Annotated in this window: 14 protein-coding genes; 7 read left to right on the forward strand and 7 right to left on the reverse strand. The window is 72.6% G+C overall.

The window, feature by feature from the left end:
• Positions 1–29 precede the first annotated feature (29 nt).
• The gene (locus tag ACIHAA_RS01070) at positions 30–929 is read right to left on the reverse strand and encodes a hypothetical protein (RefSeq protein WP_399811324.1); all 900 of its coding nucleotides are present in this window, start codon (positions 927–929) and stop codon (positions 30–32) included.
• Entirely contained in the window at positions 926–2,002 is a 1,077-nt protein-coding gene (locus ACIHAA_RS01075; RefSeq protein ID WP_399811326.1) for an SPFH domain-containing protein, read from the reverse strand. Before ACIHAA_RS01075 ends, ACIHAA_RS01070 begins: the two co-directional genes overlap by 4 nt.
• 276 nt (positions 2,003–2,278) lie before the next feature.
• Between ACIHAA_RS01075 and ACIHAA_RS01080 the strand changes: the two genes are divergently transcribed.
• From ACIHAA_RS01080 to ACIHAA_RS01090, 3 genes are all read left to right on the forward strand, one after another.
• Positions 2,279–3,502: an arginine deiminase gene (locus ACIHAA_RS01080; RefSeq protein WP_399811329.1), complete on the forward strand. Its 1,224-nt coding sequence runs from the start codon at positions 2,279–2,281 to the stop codon at positions 3,500–3,502.
• Positions 3,503–3,643: 141 nt separating this feature from the next.
• Positions 3,644–4,651, forward strand: coding sequence for an ornithine carbamoyltransferase (argF, locus tag ACIHAA_RS01085; protein WP_399811331.1), 1,008 nt, complete (start codon positions 3,644–3,646; stop codon positions 4,649–4,651).
• 180 nt (positions 4,652–4,831) lie between these two features.
• The gene (locus tag ACIHAA_RS01090) at positions 4,832–6,286 is read left to right on the forward strand and encodes an amino acid permease (protein ID WP_399811334.1); all 1,455 of its coding nucleotides are present in this window, start codon (positions 4,832–4,834) and stop codon (positions 6,284–6,286) included.
• Here the strand turns inward: ACIHAA_RS01090 and ACIHAA_RS01095 are convergent.
• Positions 6,246–6,680, reverse strand: a complete 435-nt coding sequence (locus ACIHAA_RS01095; RefSeq protein ID WP_399811336.1) for an ATP-binding protein — start codon at positions 6,678–6,680, stop codon at positions 6,246–6,248. The genes ACIHAA_RS01090 and ACIHAA_RS01095 overlap by 41 nt on opposite strands.
• 362 nt (positions 6,681–7,042) lie before the next feature.
• Here ACIHAA_RS01095 and ACIHAA_RS01100 point away from each other — a divergent pair, with 362 nt between their 5' ends.
• Positions 7,043–7,870, forward strand: coding sequence for an enoyl-CoA hydratase family protein (locus tag ACIHAA_RS01100; protein ID WP_399811339.1), 828 nt, complete (start codon positions 7,043–7,045; stop codon positions 7,868–7,870).
• A gap of 2 nt (positions 7,871–7,872) precedes the next feature.
• Entirely contained in the window at positions 7,873–10,194 is a 2,322-nt protein-coding gene (locus ACIHAA_RS01105; protein ID WP_399811342.1) for a bifunctional salicylyl-CoA 5-hydroxylase/oxidoreductase, read from the forward strand.
• Here the strand turns inward: ACIHAA_RS01105 and ACIHAA_RS01110 are convergent.
• Both ACIHAA_RS01110 and ACIHAA_RS01115 read right to left on the reverse strand, forming a co-directional pair.
• Positions 10,184–11,038, reverse strand: a complete 855-nt coding sequence (locus ACIHAA_RS01110) for a PaaX family transcriptional regulator C-terminal domain-containing protein (protein ID WP_399811345.1) — start codon at positions 11,036–11,038, stop codon at positions 10,184–10,186. The genes ACIHAA_RS01105 and ACIHAA_RS01110 overlap by 11 nt on opposite strands.
• Before the next feature lie 15 nt (positions 11,039–11,053).
• The gene (locus ACIHAA_RS01115) at positions 11,054–12,838 is read right to left on the reverse strand and encodes an AMP-binding protein (RefSeq protein ID WP_399811348.1); all 1,785 of its coding nucleotides are present in this window, start codon (positions 12,836–12,838) and stop codon (positions 11,054–11,056) included.
• A gap of 107 nt (positions 12,839–12,945) precedes the next feature.
• Here ACIHAA_RS01115 and ACIHAA_RS01120 point away from each other — a divergent pair, with 107 nt between their 5' ends.
• Together ACIHAA_RS01120 and ACIHAA_RS01125 are read left to right on the forward strand one after the other, a co-directional pair.
• Entirely contained in the window at positions 12,946–14,124 is a 1,179-nt protein-coding gene (locus ACIHAA_RS01120) for an acyl-CoA dehydrogenase family protein (RefSeq protein ID WP_399811351.1), read from the forward strand.
• On the forward strand, positions 14,121–14,543 hold the full coding sequence (locus ACIHAA_RS01125; protein WP_399811354.1) for a RidA family protein: 423 nt from the start codon (positions 14,121–14,123) through the stop codon (positions 14,541–14,543). Before ACIHAA_RS01120 ends, ACIHAA_RS01125 begins: the two co-directional genes overlap by 4 nt.
• Positions 14,544–14,550: 7 nt before the next feature.
• On the opposite strand, the gene ACIHAA_RS01130 is transcribed toward ACIHAA_RS01125, so the two are convergent.
• Positions 14,551–15,141 carry a GNAT family N-acetyltransferase gene (locus ACIHAA_RS01130; RefSeq protein ID WP_399811356.1) on the reverse strand — a complete coding sequence of 197 codons (591 nt, stop codon included), beginning with the start codon at positions 15,139–15,141 and terminating at the stop codon, positions 14,551–14,553.
• 155 nt (positions 15,142–15,296) lie between these two features.
• Positions 15,297–16,937 (reverse strand): M4 family metallopeptidase, encoded by a 1,641-nt coding sequence (locus ACIHAA_RS01135; RefSeq protein WP_399811358.1) that lies wholly within the window; start codon positions 16,935–16,937, stop codon positions 15,297–15,299.
• Positions 16,938–17,454: the final 517 nt, after the last annotated feature.

Raw genomic sequence — 17,454 nt, forward strand, 5'->3', positions numbered from 1 at the left:
CCCCGTCCCCCTGGCCGGAGGCCCGCCCCTCACCCCACCAGCCGCAGCCGCTCCCCGCACACCCCCACCCGTACCGTCTGTCCCCAGGTCAGTTCCAGGGCGTCGCTCTCCATGCCGTCCCCGAAGGCGGTCAGCCGGTCGGATTCCACGGTGATGCGGAGCCTGGCGGAGGCCGGGAGTTCGCCCGACACCAGGGAGGTGCCGGTGGTGGGGGACGGCCAGGCCTCGCGGACGAACCACAGCAGACGCGGTTCCGCGGGACCCGGCAGCACGAGGGTGCTGCCGCGTTCCTGCCACACCGAGCGCAGCCAGCCGGTGGCGCCGGTGCCCGTGCCCACCAGTACTCCGGAGGAGGCCTGGGCCTCGACGGCACCCCTGTCGTCGTCGAGACCCAGGCGGTAGCGGGCGGTCTGGTGGCCGGAGGCGCCCAGATAGATCTCGTTGAGCGCGACGAGCCGCTGGGTGTCGTCGGCGACGGCCTCGACCATGGTGAGTTCGTCGATGCCGCCGTCGCGGGTGAGGGCGGCCGCCAGCAGGGTGGCCGCGTCCCGCGCCCGGTGCCGTACCAGCACCCCCGGATTGCGCCCGGGTTCGGTGTCGATGCCCACCACGGGCTGGCCCGCCAGGTATTTGGCGGTGTTCGCCACCAGCCCGTCCTGTCCGACCACCACGACCACGTCCTCGGGCGCGAACAGGAAGCGGTCCAGATCGCCCCGCTCCACCCGGGCCTGACGCCAGGTCAGCGGTACCGCGGCCGCCACCTCGGCCAGCGCCTGCTGCGCCCGCCGGTGCCGGGCCGCCACCTCGTCGAGGGACCGCCCCCGGGACTCCAGGAAGAACGCGGCCTGCCCATGGGTGCCGTGCCGCGCCACCAACTCCTCGTACTCGGTGGCGCGATGCACCAGCACCGCCCGGGGCGCGAGGCTCACGCCCGCTCTCCCGAGGGTCCGCCCAGCCGGGACAGCAGCCCGGTGAGCACGTCCGGCGACACGGTCACACTGTCGATGCGCGGCAGGTTCTCGGCCAGCCGGGTGCCCGTCAGCGCGTGCAGTGTGGCGATGTCCACGTCCGCGTGCACCCGCAGCCAGGCCGCCTGCGCCTGGGCCCGCGCCTCACCGACCGCGCGGGCGCCCTCGGCCTCCGCGCGGGCGAGCCGTACGGACCGGGCGGCCTCCGCCTCGGCGAGCCGCTCGGTGCGCCGGGCCTCGGCGTCGGCCAGTTGCACCGTCCGCGCGGCCTCCGCCTGGGCGCGGACCGCGTCCGCCGCTGCCTGCTCCTCCGCCTCGCGCCGCGCGTTCGTACCGTGCTGTTCGACCAACTGCTCCTCGCGCCGGGCCAGTTCGATCTTGCTGGCCAGTTCGTTCTCGGCGATGGCGCGTTCCCGTTCGACGGCCACGGCGCGGCGCTCGTAGGTCGCCCGGTCGGCGTCCTGCTGGATGCGCTCCCGCGCCGGGGTGCGCAGCGCCCGCTCCACCTCGGGTTCCGGGCGCAGCGCCATCACCCGGACCGCGACGACCTCGATACCGGTCGCGGGCAGCCGGGGTTCGGCGGCGAGTCCGGCCGCGACCCTCTCCCGTACCGCGGCGACACCGTCGACGAGGGCCTCCGAGAGCGGTGTGCGGGCCAGCACGTCCAGCGCGTGCTGCTGGGCCGTCTCCGTCAGGAGTGTGGAGAGCTGCTCCAGCGGCGCGCCCCGCCAGACACCGGTGTCCGGGTCGATGGAGAAGTCCAGGCGCTCCGCGGCGACGGCCGGGTCGCTGATCCGGAAGGTGACCGTCGCCTGCACCGCGATGTCCTGGAAGTCGGCGGTGCGGGCGCGGAAGGTCATCGCCAGCTCGCGGTCCTCCACCGGTATCTCGGACAGCGCCGCGGTCAGTGAGCGGTACCAGAAGCTGAGCCCGGGTCCGTCGTGGACCAGTCGGCCCGCCCGGTGGTGCCGGATGTGGACGTTCGGCGCCCCGCGGAGATGACGCCAGCCGAAGCGGCGGGTGATGTCGGCCATGTGTGAGCCCCCTCGTTCAGGGCTCCTGGTGCCCCGAGTCGTCCACGGGCCGGGGCCCGCGGTCAGCCGTGTGATCCGTGTGATCCGTAGGCCCGTCGTCGGACGGACCTCGTTTCTCGTCATGCAGACGATAAGCGTGGACGCGTCTTATCGTCAAGGGGACGAAATCGGCTCGTGGTCTTCGGTGAAGGGGCTCGGGAGCCCCCGGCGCAGGGAAACGGCGCGGTTCTGGGGGAACGAAGGGTGAACACGCGCCCGAATGGTCAGGATGGAGGCATGGGATTCCATGTCGACTCCGAGGCCGGGAAGCTGCGCCGGGTGATACTCCACCGGCCGGATCTCGAACTGAAACGGCTCACGCCCAGCAACAAGGACGCGCTCCTCTTCGACGATGTGCTCTGGGTGCGCCGGGCCCGCGCCGAGCACGACGGTTTCGCCGATGTGCTGCGCGACCGCGGGGTCGAGGTCCATCTCTTCGGCGACCTGCTCACCGAGGTCCTGGAGTTCCCGGCGGCCAGGACCCTCGTCCTGGACCGGGTCTTCGACGAGAAGGAGTACGGGCCGCTCGCCACCGACCATCTGCGCGCCGCCTTCGAGGCCCTGCCCGCCGCGGAACTGGCCGAGGCCCTCGTCGGCGGCATGACCAAGCGGGAGTTCCTGGAGGTCCACCCGGAGCCGACCTCCGTGCGGTTCCATGTCATGGATCTCGACGACTTCCTGCTCCGCCCCCTCCCCAACCACCTCTTCACCCGCGACACCTCCGCCTGGATCTACGACGGTGTGTCCATCAACGCCATGCGCTGGCCCGCCCGGCAGCGCGAGACCATCCACTTCGAGGCGATCTACCGGCACCATCCGCTCTTCCGCGACGAGGACTTCCATGTCTGGTCGCGGGGGCAGGCGGACTACCCCTCCACCATCGAGGGCGGTGACGTCCTGGTCATCGGCAACGGCGCGGTGCTGATCGGGATGAGCGAGCGGACCACGCCCCAGGCCGTGGAGATGCTCGCCACCAAGCTCTTCGCCGCGGGCTCGGCACGCTCCATCGTCGCGCTCGACCTCCCCAAGCGGCGCGCCCTGATGCACCTCGACACCGTGATGAGCATGGTGGACGCGGATACCTTCACCCAGTACGCGGGCCTCGGCATGCTCCGCTCGTACACCATCGAGCCGGGCGCAGGCGACAAGGAGCTGAAGGTCACCGACCACCCGCCGGAGCACATGCACCGGGCGATCGCCGCCTCGCTGGGGCTGAGCGAGATCCGGGTGCTCACCGCCACCCAGGACGTGCACGCGGCCGAGCGGGAGCAGTGGGACGACGGATGCAATGTCCTCGCCGTCGAGCCGGGTGTCGTCATCGCCTATGAGCGCAACTCCACCACCAACACCCATCTGCGCAAACAGGGCATCGAGGTGATCGAGATCCCGGGCAGCGAGCTGGGCCGGGGCCGCGGTGGCCCCCGCTGTATGAGCTGCCCGGTGGAGAGGGACCGCATCTGAGGGAAGCTGTCCGGTGGAGGGGCGTGGCGTCCCGGGACCGGGGCGGAAGGGCGGGCCCGTATATAAATGTGGGGTATCGTATACACTTCCATTCGTCCCTCTGTTCGCCCTGCCCCTCGCACGTACCCCTGGAGCGCCCCCATGGCGACTGTCCCGACCGCCCTCGCCGGACGCCACTTCCTCAAGGAGCTGGACTTCACCCCCGAGGAGTTCCGCTTCCTGGTCGAGCTGGCGGCCGAGCTGAAGGCCGCCAAGCGGGCCGGGACCGAGACACGCCATCTGACCGGCCGGAACATCGCCCTGATCTTCGAGAAGACCTCGACCCGCACCCGCTGCGCCTTCGAGGTCGCCGCCGCCGACCAGGGCGCCCACACCACGTATCTCGACCCGGCCGGATCCCAGATCGGGCACAAGGAGTCCGTCAAGGACAGCGCCCGGGTGCTCGGCCGGATGTTCGACGCCATCGAGTATCGCGGGCACGGGCAGCAGGTGGTGGAGGAGCTGGCCGCGCACGCCGGGGTCCCGGTCTACAACGGCCTCACCGACGAGTGGCACCCCACCCAGATGCTCGCCGATGTGCTCACCATGACCGAGCACTGCGCCCGGCCGCTGACGGACATCGCCTACGCCTACCTCGGCGACGCCCGCTCCAACATGGGCAACTCCTATCTCGTCACCGGCGCCCTGCTCGGCATGGACGTCCGTATCGTCGCCCCCCGCCCGCTGTGGCCCGAGGAGGAGGTCGTCGCGGCGGCCCGGCGGCTGGCCGCCGCCTCCGGCGCCCGGATCACGCTGACCGAGGACGTGCAGGACGGCGTGCGCGGCGCCGACTTCGTCGCCACCGACGTCTGGGTGTCGATGGGCGAGCCCAAGGAGGTCTGGGACGAGCGCATCACGCTGCTCCGTCCCTACGCCGTCACCATGGACGTCCTGCGCGCCGCCGGCAACGACCAGGTGCGCTTCCTGCACTGCCTGCCCGCCTACCACGACCTCGGCACCGAGGTGGCCCGCGAGATCCACCGGCTCCACGGTCTGACCGAGCTGGAGGTCACCGACGAGGTCTTCGAGTCGGCGCACTCCCTGGTCTTCGACGAGGCGGAGAACCGGATGCACACGATCAAGGCCATTCTGGTCGCCACCCTCGCCTGACCGGCGTGCCGGCCGCCACAGCGGAACCCGGCGCCTTCCCGTACGATCCTCGACGGCCTCGGAACCACCCATTCCGCGGCCTCTCGCGCGACCCTCCCCGCACGTCCGGCACGCCTCGGCCCGCCGGGCGGGGGGAACATCCCCGGGTCGTCCCGCACCACGGAAAAGAGCACCGCCCTCATGCCCGGCAGCCCTGCCAACCGCTTCCGTATCAAATCGCCCCAGCAGCTCGTCGCCGAGGCCGGCGCCGATCTCGCGGGCCATGGCCTCAAGCGCCATATGGGACTGTTCCAGCTCGTCTGCTTCGGCGTCGGAGCGATCGTCGGCACCGGCATCTTCGTCGGACTGTCCGACTCGGTCGCCCAGGCCGGTCCCGCGGTGGTGGTCTCCTTTGTGCTCGCCGCCCTCACCTGCGTCTTCACCGCCTTCGCCTTCGCCGAGCTGGGCGGCGCCATCCCGGTCTCCGGGTCCTCGTACTCCTTCGCCTACGCGGGCCTCGGTGAGGGCACGGCCTTCCTCGTCGGCTGGTGCCTGCTCCTCGAGTACGGCGTCTCCGTGTCGGCCGTGGCGGTCGGCTGGAGCCAGTATGTGAACGAGCTGCTCTCCAGCCTCACCGGCTGGCAGCTGCCCGCGGTGCTCTCCGCCGGGCCCGGCGACGGCGGGGTGATCAACCTGCCCGCCGTGATCGTCATCGCCCTGGCCTCCGTACTCCTGGTGCGCGGTGTCCGCGAGAGCGCCCGGGCCACCGCCGCCATGGCCGTCCTCAAGCTGGCCATCCTCGTCGCCTTCTGCGCCATCGGCTTCACCGCCTTCAAGGACGGCAACCTCACCCCGTTCTCGCCCGCCGGACTCGGCGGCATCGGCGCGGGCACCACGGCCGCGTTCTTCTCGTACATCGGCTTCGACGCGATCACCACCGCCGGCGAGGAGGCCAAGAACCCCCGCCGGAACATCCCCGTCGCGATCCTGGTCTGCATCGGCCTGGTCACGGTGCTGTACTGCGCGGTCGCGCTCGCCGCGATCGGCGCCATCGGCGGCCCCGCGGTGGGCGGCCGCCCCGCCGCGCTGTCCTACGTCGTCAACCAGGTCACCGGCTCCACCATCGGCGGGGGTGTGATCGCCTTCGGCGCGGTCGTCGCCATCGCGTCCGTCGTGCTCGCCGTGATGTACGGCCAGACCCGCATCCTGATGTCGATGTCCCGCGACGGCCTCGTCCCGCGCGTCTTCGAACGGGTCTCGCCCAAGACCTCGACCCCGGTCACCGGCACCCTGATCGTGGCGGTCGTCTTCGCCGTCCCGGCCGCCTTCTCCTCGCTGGACGCGGTGGTCAACCTCTGCACCATCGGCACCCTCGCCACCATGGCCGTGGTCAATGTCGCGGTGATCACCCTGCGCCGCCGCGAGCCCGGCCTCGACCGCTCCTTCCGGGTGCCGCTCTACCCCGTGATGCCGGTGCTCGGCGTCGTCTTCTGCCTCTATCTGATGTACGAGACGGGCGCGAAGACCTGGGTGCAGTTCGCGGTCTTCCTGGTCGTCGGCGCCCTGGTCTACGCGCTCTACGGGCGTCGCCGCTCCCGGCTCGTGACCGCCTCCGTCAGCGAGGAGGACGCTGCCGCGGAACGGCAGACAGTCTGAACCACACCGCCTTGCCGGACGCGGTGGGGCGGTGACCGCAGGACGAGCTGAGGGTGCGGATCAGCAGCAGACCGCGCCCGTGCTCCTGCCAGGGATCCGTGTGCCCCGCGGCGGGCCGGGTCAGATCGCCGGGCGGCGCCGGGTCGGGGTCGTGCACCTCCACCGTGCAGCCGCCCGGCATCAGCTCCACGACCAGCTCGATCGGCCCCTCGCCCGCCGCGTGCTCCACCGCGTTCGCGACCAGCTCCGCGGTCAGCAGCTCCGCGGTGTCGCTGTCCGCCGTGTGCTCCAGCTCCGCCAGCGCCGTACGGACGAGTGCGCGGGCGACCGGCACGGCCGCGGCGGTGTGCGGCAGCGCGACGCGCCAGGAGGCGGGGGCGGGGTGTTCGTACACGGCGGATCCTTCAGGGCGCAGGCGGTCCTGCTGTCGACACGAGCATGCATGGTACGGCGCGCCCCGCGACGGACGGCCGCGGGGCATCGCCCGGGGTCTCGGCCCCCGGCGGGGGCACGACTACCCCGGATGACGGGCCGCCGCGCCCGCGGGTGCCCCTCGTTACCGGGCTGTCGACGAGGTGTGACGAGCCCGGTGACTGCCACGGCCGAGCCCCCGGCGCGGGGTCGCCCATGATGACCTATCGCGCACTCGTGACGACAGTCACGGATCAGTGATAACTTCATCACAGAGCAGCACTCTCCCCCGGAGAGCCAGTAGTGCAGACAGCCGCCCCCCCCCGACCGAGGAGGCCGCACGTCATGAGCCCCTTCACCGGCTCCGCCGCCCGCACCGCCGAGTGGCGCCACATCGGGTACACCGAGGCCGACGGCGTCGCCACGGTCACCCTGGCCCGCCCCGAGAAGCTCAACGCGCTCACCTTCGGCGCCTACGCCGACCTGCGCGATCTCCTCGCCCAGCTGTCCAGGGAGCGGTCCGTGCGCGCCCTCGTCCTGGCCGGCGAGGGACGCGGCTTCTGCTCGGGCGGCGACGTCGACGAGATCATCGGCGCCACCCTCGCCATGGACACCGCCCAGCTCCTCGACTTCAACCGCATGACCGGCCAGGTCGTCCGGGCCGTACGGGAATGCCCGTTCCCGGTGATCGCCGCCGTGCACGGGGTGGCCGCGGGCGCGGGCGCGGTCCTCGCCCTGGCCGCGGACTTCCGGGTGGCGGACCCCTCCGCCCGCTTCGCGTTCCTCTTCACCCGGGTCGGGCTGTCCGGCGGCGACATGGGCGCCGCCTATCTGCTGCCCAGGGTCGTCGGACTCGGCCATGCCACCCGGCTCCTCATGCTGGGCGAGCCGGTCCGCGCCCCCGAGGCCGAACGGATCGGACTGATCAGCGAGCTGACCGAGGAGGGCCACGCCGACGAGGCCGCCCAGGCGCTCGCCCGCCGCCTCGCCGACGGCCCCGCACTGGCGCACGCCCAGACCAAGGCGCTCCTCACCGCCGAGCTGGACATGCCGCTCGCCGCCTCCGTCGAACTCGACGCCTCCACCCAGGCCCTGCTGATGAACGGCGAGGACTACGCCGAGTTCCACGCCGCCTTCACCGAGAAGCGGCCCCCCAAATGGCAGGGGAGGTAGCCATGGAAGCGGCATCCCGGCCCCTGCGCGTCGCCGTCGTCGGCGGCGGACCCGGCGGGCTGTACGCCGCCGCCCTGCTCAAGCGCCTCGACCCGGCCCGGGAGGTCACCGTCTGGGAGCGCAACGCCCCCGACGACACCTTCGGCTTCGGGGTCGTCCTCTCCGACGAGACCCTCGGCGGCATCGAGCACGCCGACCCCGTGGTGCACGCGGCCCTGAAGGACGAGTTCGTCCGCTGGGACGACATCGACATCGTGCACCGGGGAGTGCGCCACACCTCCGGCGGCCACGGCTTCGCCGCACTCGGCCGACGGCGGCTGCTCCAGATCCTGCACGAGCGCTGCCGCTCCCTCGGCGTGGAGCTGCGCTTCCGGACAACGGCCCCGCACCCGGCCCGGCTCACCGAGGCCTACGACCTGGTGGTCGCGGCCGACGGCGTGCACAGCACCACCCGGGAGGCCTGCGCCGACGTCTTCGGGCCGTCCGTCGAGGAGCACCGCTGCCGCTACATCTGGCTCGCCGCCGACTTCGCCTTCGACGCCTTCCGCTTCGAGATCGCCGAGACCGAGCACGGCGTGATGCAACTGCACGGCTACCCCTACTCCCGCCCCGCGACCGGATCGTCCCAGGCGTCCGACGCGGGAGCCTCCACCGTCATCGTGGAGATGCGCGACGAGGTGTGGCGGGCGGCCGGATTCGCCGAACTGGACCCGGCCGAGTCGGTCGAGCGCTGCGCCAAGATCTTCGCGGACGCCCTCGGCGGCCGCCCCCTGCGCTCCAACAACTCCACCTGGACCACCTTCCGTACCGTGGTCAACGAGCGCTGGTCGCACGGCAATCTGGTGCTCCTCGGCGACGCCGCGCACACCGCCCACTTCTCGATCGGCTCCGGCACCAAACTCGCCGTGGAGGACGCGCTCGCGCTGGCCGCCTGTCTGGAGGAGCACCCCGCGCTGGGGGACGCCCTCGTCGCCTACGAGGAGGAGCGGCGCCCGGTCGTCGCCTCCACCCAGCGCGCGGCCCGGGCCAGCCTGGAGTGGTTCGAGAACCTGCGGCTCTATCTCGACCAGCCCGCCCGGCAGTTCGCGTTCAACCTGCTCACCCGCAGCCGCCGGGTCACCCATGACAATCTGCGGCTGCGCGACGCCGCCTTCACCGAGCAGGTGGAGCGCGAGTTCGGCTGCCCGCCGGGCACCCCGCCCATGTTCACCCCCTTCCGGATGCGCGGACTGACCCTGCGCAACCGGGTGGTGGTCTCGCCGATGGACATGTACTCGGCCGTGGACGGCGTCCCGGGCGACTTCCACCTCGTCCATCTGGGCGCCCGGGCGCTCGGCGGGGCCGGGCTGGTCATGACGGAGATGGTGTGCGTGAGCGCCGAGGGGCGCATCACCCCCGGCTGCACCGGGCTCTACACAGGCCGCCAGGCCGAGGCATGGCGCCGGATCACCGACTTCGTGCACACCCGGGCCCCGGGCACCGCCATCGGAGTGCAGCTCGGACACAGCGGCCGCAAGGGCTCCACCCGGCTGATGTGGGAGGGCATGGACGAGCCGCTGCCGGAGGGCAACTGGCGCCCGGTGGCCGCCTCCCCGATCCCCTACAAGCCCCGGAACCAGACCCCCCGCGAGCTGACCCGCGCCCAACTCACCGACATCCGCGAACAGTTCGCCTCCTCCGCCTGGCGCGCCGCCCGCAGCGGCTTCGACCTGCTCGAACTGCACTGCGCCCACGGCTATCTGCTCTCGGGCTTCCTCTCGCCCCTGACCAACCGGCGCACCGACGCCTACGGCGGCACCCTCGCCCGGCGGCTCCGCTTCCCGCTGGAGGTCTTCGACGCCGTCCGGGCGGTGTGGCCAGAGGAACGGCCCATGACGGTACGGATCTCCGCGACCGACTGGGCCGAGGGCGGCACCACGGCCGAGGAGGCGGTGGAGATCGCCCGCGCCTTCGCCGCGCACGGCGCCGACGCGATCGATGTGTCGACCGGACAGGTGGTGGCCGAGGAGCAGCCGGAGTTCGGCCGCTCCTACCAGACGCCCTACGCCGACCGGATCCGGAACGACACGGGCATCCCGGTGATCGCGGTGGGCGCGATCTCCTCCTGGGACGACGTCAACTCACTGATCCTGGCCGGGCGCACCGATCTGTGCGCCCTGGCCCGGCCGCATCTGTACGACCCGCACTGGACGCTGCACGCGGCGGCCGAGCAGGGCTACGAGGGGCCGGGCGTCGAGTGGCCCGCGCCCTACCGGGCCGGCAGCCGCCGTCCGCGCACCGGCCGCACGGACGGGCCCAAACCCCGCCTCACCTTCAGCAGTTGAGGAAGTCGTCGTCGCAAGGGCCGTCCCCGGGGCGCAGTCCCGCGAAGCGGGCCCCCGTGTCCCGCAGCCGTTCGTGCAGGGCGCGGAAGACCGCGGCGGAACGGGTGCCCGGCCAGTCGCCGGGGAGCAGTTCGGCGGGCAGCCCCGGGTCGACGTAGGGCAGATGGCGCCAGGAGTCCAGGGCGAGCAGATAGTCCCGGTAGGCGTCCTCGGGCGGGGTGTCCCCGCGCGCCTCCCAGGAGCGCAGCACCTCCGCGTGGCGGTCGAGGAACGCCCGGTGCTGCCCGGCGATCGCGGCCAGGTCCCACCAGCGTCCCACCGCCCGCCGGGTCGGCGCGAAACCGAGGTGCTCCCCGCGGAAGAGGTCCACATAGCCGTCGAGGTGCAGCCGCTGGAGGGTGTGCCGGGTCTCCTCGTACAGCCGGGCCGGGGCGATCCACACCCCGGGGGCGGCGCTGCCGAAGCCCAGTCCGGCCAGCCGGGAGCGCAGCAGATGCCGCTTCTGCCGTTCCGACTCGGGCACCGAGAACACCGCGAGCACCCAGCCCTCGTCCCGCGGCGGCGCCGTCGCGTACACCCGCCGGTCGCCGTCGCCGAGCAGTTGCAGGGCGTCCGGGGACAGCGAGTACCCGGCGGCGCCGGTGGCCGTGCGCGCCGGGACCAGCAGTCCGCGCCGCTTCAGCCGGGACACCGCCGAGCGCACCGAGGGCGCGTCCACACCGACCGCGGCGAGCAGTCTGATCAGCTCGGCCACCGGCACCGGACCGGGGGCGAAACGGCCGTAGGCGCCGTAGAACGTGACGATGAGGGACCGGGGAGCGTGCTGATCGGACACGCCGTTCACTCTAGAACGTCGCCGTCACCCATGATCACCACGTGGGGGTGCCGGGCGCGGGTCCGACCGCAGCCGGAAGCGCTGGAGCTTGCCCGTCGCCGTGCGGGGGAGCGCGTCCGCGAAGACGAACTCGCGCGGGCACTTGTACGGCGCCAGCTCCGAGGTGAGGAAGGCGCGCAGCGCCTCCGGGTCGCGGGCCGCGCCCGGTCTGAGGACCGTGTACGCCACCACCACCTGCCCGCGCGCCTCGTCCGGACGGCCGACCACCGCCGTCTCGACCACGTCGGGGTGGCGCAGCAGCGCGTCCTCGACCTCCGGTCCGGCGATGTTGTACCCCGCCGAGATGATCATGTCGTCGGCGCGGGCCACATAGCGGAAGTAGCCGTCGGGGTCCCGGACATAGGTGTCGCCGGTGATGTTCCAGCCGTCCCGTACGTACTCCCGCTGCCGGGGGTCGGAGAGATAGCGGCAGCCGACCGGACCCCGCACCGCGAGCAGCCCGGGTTCCCCGTCGGGCACGGGAGCGCCGCTCGCGTCCTGTATCCGCGCCTGCCAGCCGGGCACCGGAACTCCCGTGGTGCCCGGGCGTATCGCGTCGTCGGCGGCGGAGATGAAGATGTGCAGCAGCTCGGTCGCGCCGATGCCGTTGATGATCCGCAGCCCGGTCCGCTCCCGCCAGGCCCGCCAGGTCGCGGCGGGCAGGTTCTCCCCGGCCGACACGCACCGCCGCAGCGAGCCGATGGCCGGGCCGCCGCCCGTCCCGTCCGCGCCCAGCTCCTCCAGCATCGTCCGGTACGCGGTCGGCGCCGTGAACAGCACGGACACCCGGTGCTCGGCGATCGCGGGCAACAGCTGCCGGGGGCCCGCCTGTTCGAGCAGCAGGGCGCTCGCGCCCGCCCGCAGCGGGAAGACGACCAGCCCGCCGAGCCCGAAGGTGAAGCCGAGCGGCGGGCTGCCCGCGAAGACGTCGTCGGGGCGGGGCCGCAGCACCTGCCGGGAGAAGGTGTCCGCGACGGCGAGCAGATCGCGGTGGAAGTGCATGCATCCCTTGGGACGGCCGGTGGTGCCCGAGGTGAAGGCGATCAGCGCCACGTCGTCGGCCGCGGTGTCCACCGCCGGGTACGGCTCCTCGGGCGCGGGCAGGCGCAGCAGGTCCTCGGGGGAGTCGCCGCCGTAGGGCGTGACGCGCAGTCCGGGCACCCCGGCCTTCACCAGGTCCCCGACGGAGCGGGCGTCGCACAGGGCGTGCCCGACCCGGGCGATCGAACAGAGGGTGCGCAGCTCGTGCGGCCGCTGCTGGGCGAGCACGGTCACGGCGATCGCGCCCGCCTTGAGCACCGCGAGCCAGCAGGCGACGAGCCAGGGGGTGGTGGGCCCGCGCAGCAGGACGCGGTTGCCCGGGACGACGCCGAGGCGGCCGGTCAGGCTGTGCGCGATGCGGTCGACCCTGGCCCGCAGCTCACCGTACGTCCACACCTCGCCGGTCCCCGTGCGGAAGGCCGGGCGCTCGGGGGCGGTGCCGGACAGCAGCTCGACGGCCGCGTTGAGCCGTCCGGGGTACCGCAGCTCGGGCAGGTCGAAGAGGAGTTTGGGCCACTGCTCCGGGGGCGGGAGGTGGTCCCGGGCGAAGGTGTCCCGATGGGCGGTGGGGGCGTGCGGCGGGGCGGTTGCGGGGGTGCCGGTGCGGGGCGGCGCCGGGGCGTCGTCGAGCGGTGCGGTGCCGTCGGCGCGGTCCGTGGCGCCGGTGGCGGCTCTCGGGTCCATGGCTTCCATGGCGTCTCGCCCCCTCGTCGTGGTGGGCTCGCGCATCGAGCGTATCGTGTTGGTGACGACAGTCAACGGTCCGCGATACGCTCGGGTGGGCAGCCCACCCGCCCCGGTTCGCCAGCAGGGAGCCAGCAGGGAGAGGACCGGCAATGACCGCATTCTCGCTCGATCCGGCACAGACCGCCCGGCGCGCGGAGCTGCGCACCCTGGCCGGGCAGCGGCTGCGCCCGCTCGCCGAGAAGGGCGAGCCGGGCCGCGTCAACCGCGAACTCGTCGCGGAACTCGGCCGACTGGGCCTGCTGGACCGGCTGTTCGCCGCGGGCGCGCTGGAGCTGTGCCTGATGCGGGAGTCGCTCGCCCAGATCTGCACCGAGGCGGAGACGGCCCTCGCCCTGCAAGGCCTCGGCGGCCATCCGGTGCACGCGCACGGCACCGAGGCCCAGCGCGCCCGCTGGCTCCCCGGCGTACGCGCCGGTACCGCGGTGGCCGCCTTCGCGCTGACCGAGCCGGACGCGGGCTCGGACGCCGCGGCACTGGCCCTGCGCGCCGACCCGTCGCCGCTCGCGGGGGAGGGGGACGGCGGGGGCCCGGTGCGCGCCGAACGCGACGGCGCCCGCGGCTGGCGGCTCTCGGGCGAGAAGTGCTGGATCTCCAACGCCCCCGAGGCCGACTTCTACACCGTCTTCGCCCGCACCACCCCCGGCGCGGGCGCCCGCGGGGTGACCGCCTTCCTCGTCCCCGCCGACCGCCCCGGCCTGACCGGCTCCCCGCTCGACATGCTCTCCCCGCATCCCATCGGCGCCCTCGCCTTCGACGCCGTCCCGGTGACCACCGACGACGTCCTCGGAGAACCGGACCGCGGCTTCCGCGTCGCCATGGGCACCCTCAACCTCTTCCGGCCCAGCGTCGGCGCCTTCGCGGTCGGTATGGCACAGGCGGCCCTGGACGCGGCCCTCGCCCATACGGCCGGGCGGGACGCCTTCGGCGGCAAGCTGAAGGACCTCCAGGCCGTCGCGCACCAGGTCGCCGAGATGGCCCTGCGCACCGAGGCCGCCCGCCTCATGGTCTACGCGGCGGCGACGGCCTACGACGAAGGCGCCCCGGACGTCCCCCGGCGGGCCGCGATGGCCAAGCTGCTGGCCACCGAGACCGCGCAGTACGTCGTCGACGCGGCCGTCCAGCTGCACGGCGCCCGCGCCCTGCGCCGCGGCCATCTGCTGGAACACCTCTACCGCGAGGTGCGCGCGCCCCGGATCTACGAGGGTGCCAGCGAGGTGCAACGCGGCATCATCGCCAAGGAGTTGTACGCCACCGTGGAGGCACCGTGACCGCAGAGCGCCCCGATCCGCCCGTGCTCACCCGGGTGAACCCGCCCGAGCTGTCCCCCCCGAAGGGCTTCGCCCACGCGGTGGTCGCCGCGGGCTCCCGGGTGGTGTTCCTGGCCGGTCAGACCGCCCTCGACACGGACGGCAAGGTCGTCGGCAGCACCCTCCCCGAGCAGTTCGAGCGGGCGCTCGCCAATCTGCTCGGGGCCCTGGACGCGGCCGGGGGCACCCCCGCCGACCTGGCCCGGGTCACGGTCTACGCCACCGATGTCGCCGACTACCGCACCCATGCCCCCGAACTGGGCCGGATCTGGCAGAAGCTGGCGGGCCGCACCTATCCCGCGATGGCCGTCGTGGGCGCCGTGCGCCTCTGGGACGAGGAGGCCCTCGTGGAACTCGACGGCTTCGCGGTCCTCCCCTGACGTCCGCTCACCGGAGGCCGTCTCCCGCCTCCCGGGAGGTCCACTCGTCGGCGAGGAGACCGAGGACGACCTCGTCGTGGAAGGCACCGCACACCCAGGCCGCGCGCCGCAGCGTGCCCTCGACGGTGAAACCCGCGCTCCTCGCCGCCGCGATCATCGGGGCGTTGTCGGCCAGCGTCTCCACCTGGAGCCGCTGCATCCCGCGCACCGAGAACCCGTAGGTGCACAGCACCTGGACGATCTCCGACCCGAACCCGCGGCCGCGGAACGACGGCAGTACGGAAACCCCCAGGTGCGCCGCCCTGTTGTGCGCGTCGATGCCCCACAGGACCGCCGCCCCGGCCAGCGTCTGCGACTCCAGCTCCACCACCGAAAAGACCGCCACCCGCTCCGAGGGCTCGCCCACCGCGTAGGGGGAGTCGCCGCCCTCGGCGGGAATCGGCTGCCAGGGTCGGGGGTCGGTGCGCGACCGGGACACCACGTCCTCGTGCAACTCCCGGTGCAGCACCGGGACATCCGTCTCGTGCCGGGCCCGCAGCCCGATCCTCCTACCGCGTATCACCAGCCAGGAGTACCGCACGGCACGGAAGGGACTCAAGCGGTTTACGGACCGCGGCCCGGCACGGACTCCCCCGTGCCGGGCCGCGGACCGCGAACACCAGGCCGGCCGGGGAGGGCCGGGCCGGCCTGGAGTCGGGGCGGGGAGTGGCACCGGGGACTACGGCCCGGACGCCACCCGCTTCGCGTGCGGGATCAGCCGACGCCGACCGCGGTCCAGGCCGCGGCGACCGCCTTGTACTCGTCGCTGGAGGCCCCGTACAGGTCGGAGGCCGCCGAGAGCGTCGCCGTGCGGGCCGCCTTGTAGTCGGTCGTCGAGGTGAAGTACGTGGTCAGCGCCTTGTACCAGACCTGGAGCGCCTTGTCCCGGCCGATGCCGGTGACCTTGGAGCCGTCCTTGGTGGGGGAGTCGTAGCTGACTCCGTCGATGGTCTTCGCGCCGCTGCCCTCCGACAGCAGATAGAAGAAGTGGTTGGCGACACCGGACGAGTAGTGCACGTCCAGCCCGCCCACGCTGGAGGACCAGTAGTCGGCGGAGCCGCCGTCCTTGCTGGGCTTGTCCATGTAGCGCAGCGGCTTGCCGTCGCCGTTGAGGTTGATCTTCTCGCCGATGAGGTAGTCACCGGGGTCGGCGGCGTTCTTGGCGTAGAACTCCACGCCGGTGCCGAAGATGTCGCTGGTGGCCTCGTTCAGGCCGCCCGACTCGCCGGTGTACTCCAGGCCCGCGGTGTTGGAGGTGACACCGTGGCTCATCTCGTGGCCCGCCACGTCCAGCGAGGTCAGCGGGTCCTTGTCGCCGGTTCCGTCGCCGTAGGTCATGCAGAAGCAGCTGTCGTCCCAGAACGCGTTCTGGTACGCCTTGCCGTAGTGGACGCGGGAGTAGGCGCCGACACCGTCGTTCTTGATGCCGCTGCGGCCGAAGGTGTTCTTGTAGAAGTCCCAGGTCTCCTGGGCGCCGTAGGCGGCGTCGGCGGCGGCCGTCCCCGCGCTGGCGGGGGTGCCGTCGCCCCAGGTGTCGCTGGACTGGGAGAACAGGGTGCCGGTCCCGGTGGTGCCGTGGTCCAGGTTGTAGGTCTTGTGGCCGCCGCGGGAGGCGTCGGTCAGGTTGTAGTCCGAGCCGGACTTGGTGCTCGTCAGGTCGACCTTGCCGCTGTACTGGGAGTTGCCGACGCCGGTCTCGATGCCCTGGTACTGGAAGATCTTCTTGCCGGTGGCGGCGTCGGTGATCACATGCAGCTGGTTCGGGGTGCCGTCGTCCTGGAGACCGCCGACGACCGTCTCGTAGGCGAGGACGGGCTTGCCGTTCGCCGCCCAGATGACCTTGCGCGGAGCGCGGTCCGCGGTGGTCTTCGCCGAACCGGCCGCCTTGGCCAGGCCCAGCGCCTGCTTCTGCGCCGTGGCCGCGGCGATCTGCGGCTTGAGCGAGGCGAGGTTCAGCTTCGCCGACGTCGCTCTGGTCACGCCCACGGTCTTGCCCGCGCCCGAGGTGTGGACGACCAGGTCGCCGCCGAGCACCGGCAGGCCCGCGTAGGTGCGCTCGTAGCGGGTGTGGACGGTGCCGTTCGCGTCCTTGACGACGTCCTTGACGACCAGCTTCTCCTCGGCGCCGAGGCCTATGTGCCGCGCGGTCTCGGCGACCTGGGCCTGCGCGGTCCGGAGCAGACCCGTGCGGGCCCCGGCGGACAGCGCGGCCGGGGCGGCGGCCGGACGGACACCGGCGGCGGGCTGGGCCGTGGCCGTGCTGGCGAGCGAGGTGCTCAGCAGTGCTGCGGCCGCGGCGACAGCGGTGGCGGCGGCCAGGGTGGTGCGCTGGTGACGTGTGTAGCGGGAGGTCACACGAGCTCCTTTTGTGGGGGGAGCGCCCGGTCGGTGTGGGGCCGAACCGGACGGCTTGTTAAGGGTTCTTGCTCCTGCGGCGGTGGAGAGAGAGTGGCACAGATGACGCGCGCATGTCAGTAGGGGAAAGGCCGGGTTTTTAAAAACTTGCCATTCCGCAAACAGTGCAGAGGGCGCACAGACAGAACCCCACGGCCAGGAGGAACTTCCCTTTGCCGGGAGGGCATTGCGCACGCCAATCCGAGGGCGCGCCGCCGTCAGCTCACTGCCGCATACAGCTCGTCAACAAGCCCATGGGACAAGGGTCGTGGAAAGCGCAGCACATGAAGTCTCCAAGAACTGTGGGGGGTTGGAGATACATGCATGAGAAAACCTCAGGCGTGGCGGCACCCGCTATGCATGTGACCCAGATCTGACAACTCCCCCACATCCCCTTCACAGGCGACTCACTGGTTCACGGCCCCGCGGAAACCCCGCGGCCGCGCACACGGAGAACGGGCCCCGCGCCAGTGTCCGA

The sequence above is a fragment of the Streptomyces sp. NPDC052040 genome (assembly GCF_044548405.1).
Taxonomy (GTDB): domain Bacteria; phylum Actinomycetota; class Actinomycetes; order Streptomycetales; family Streptomycetaceae; genus Streptomyces.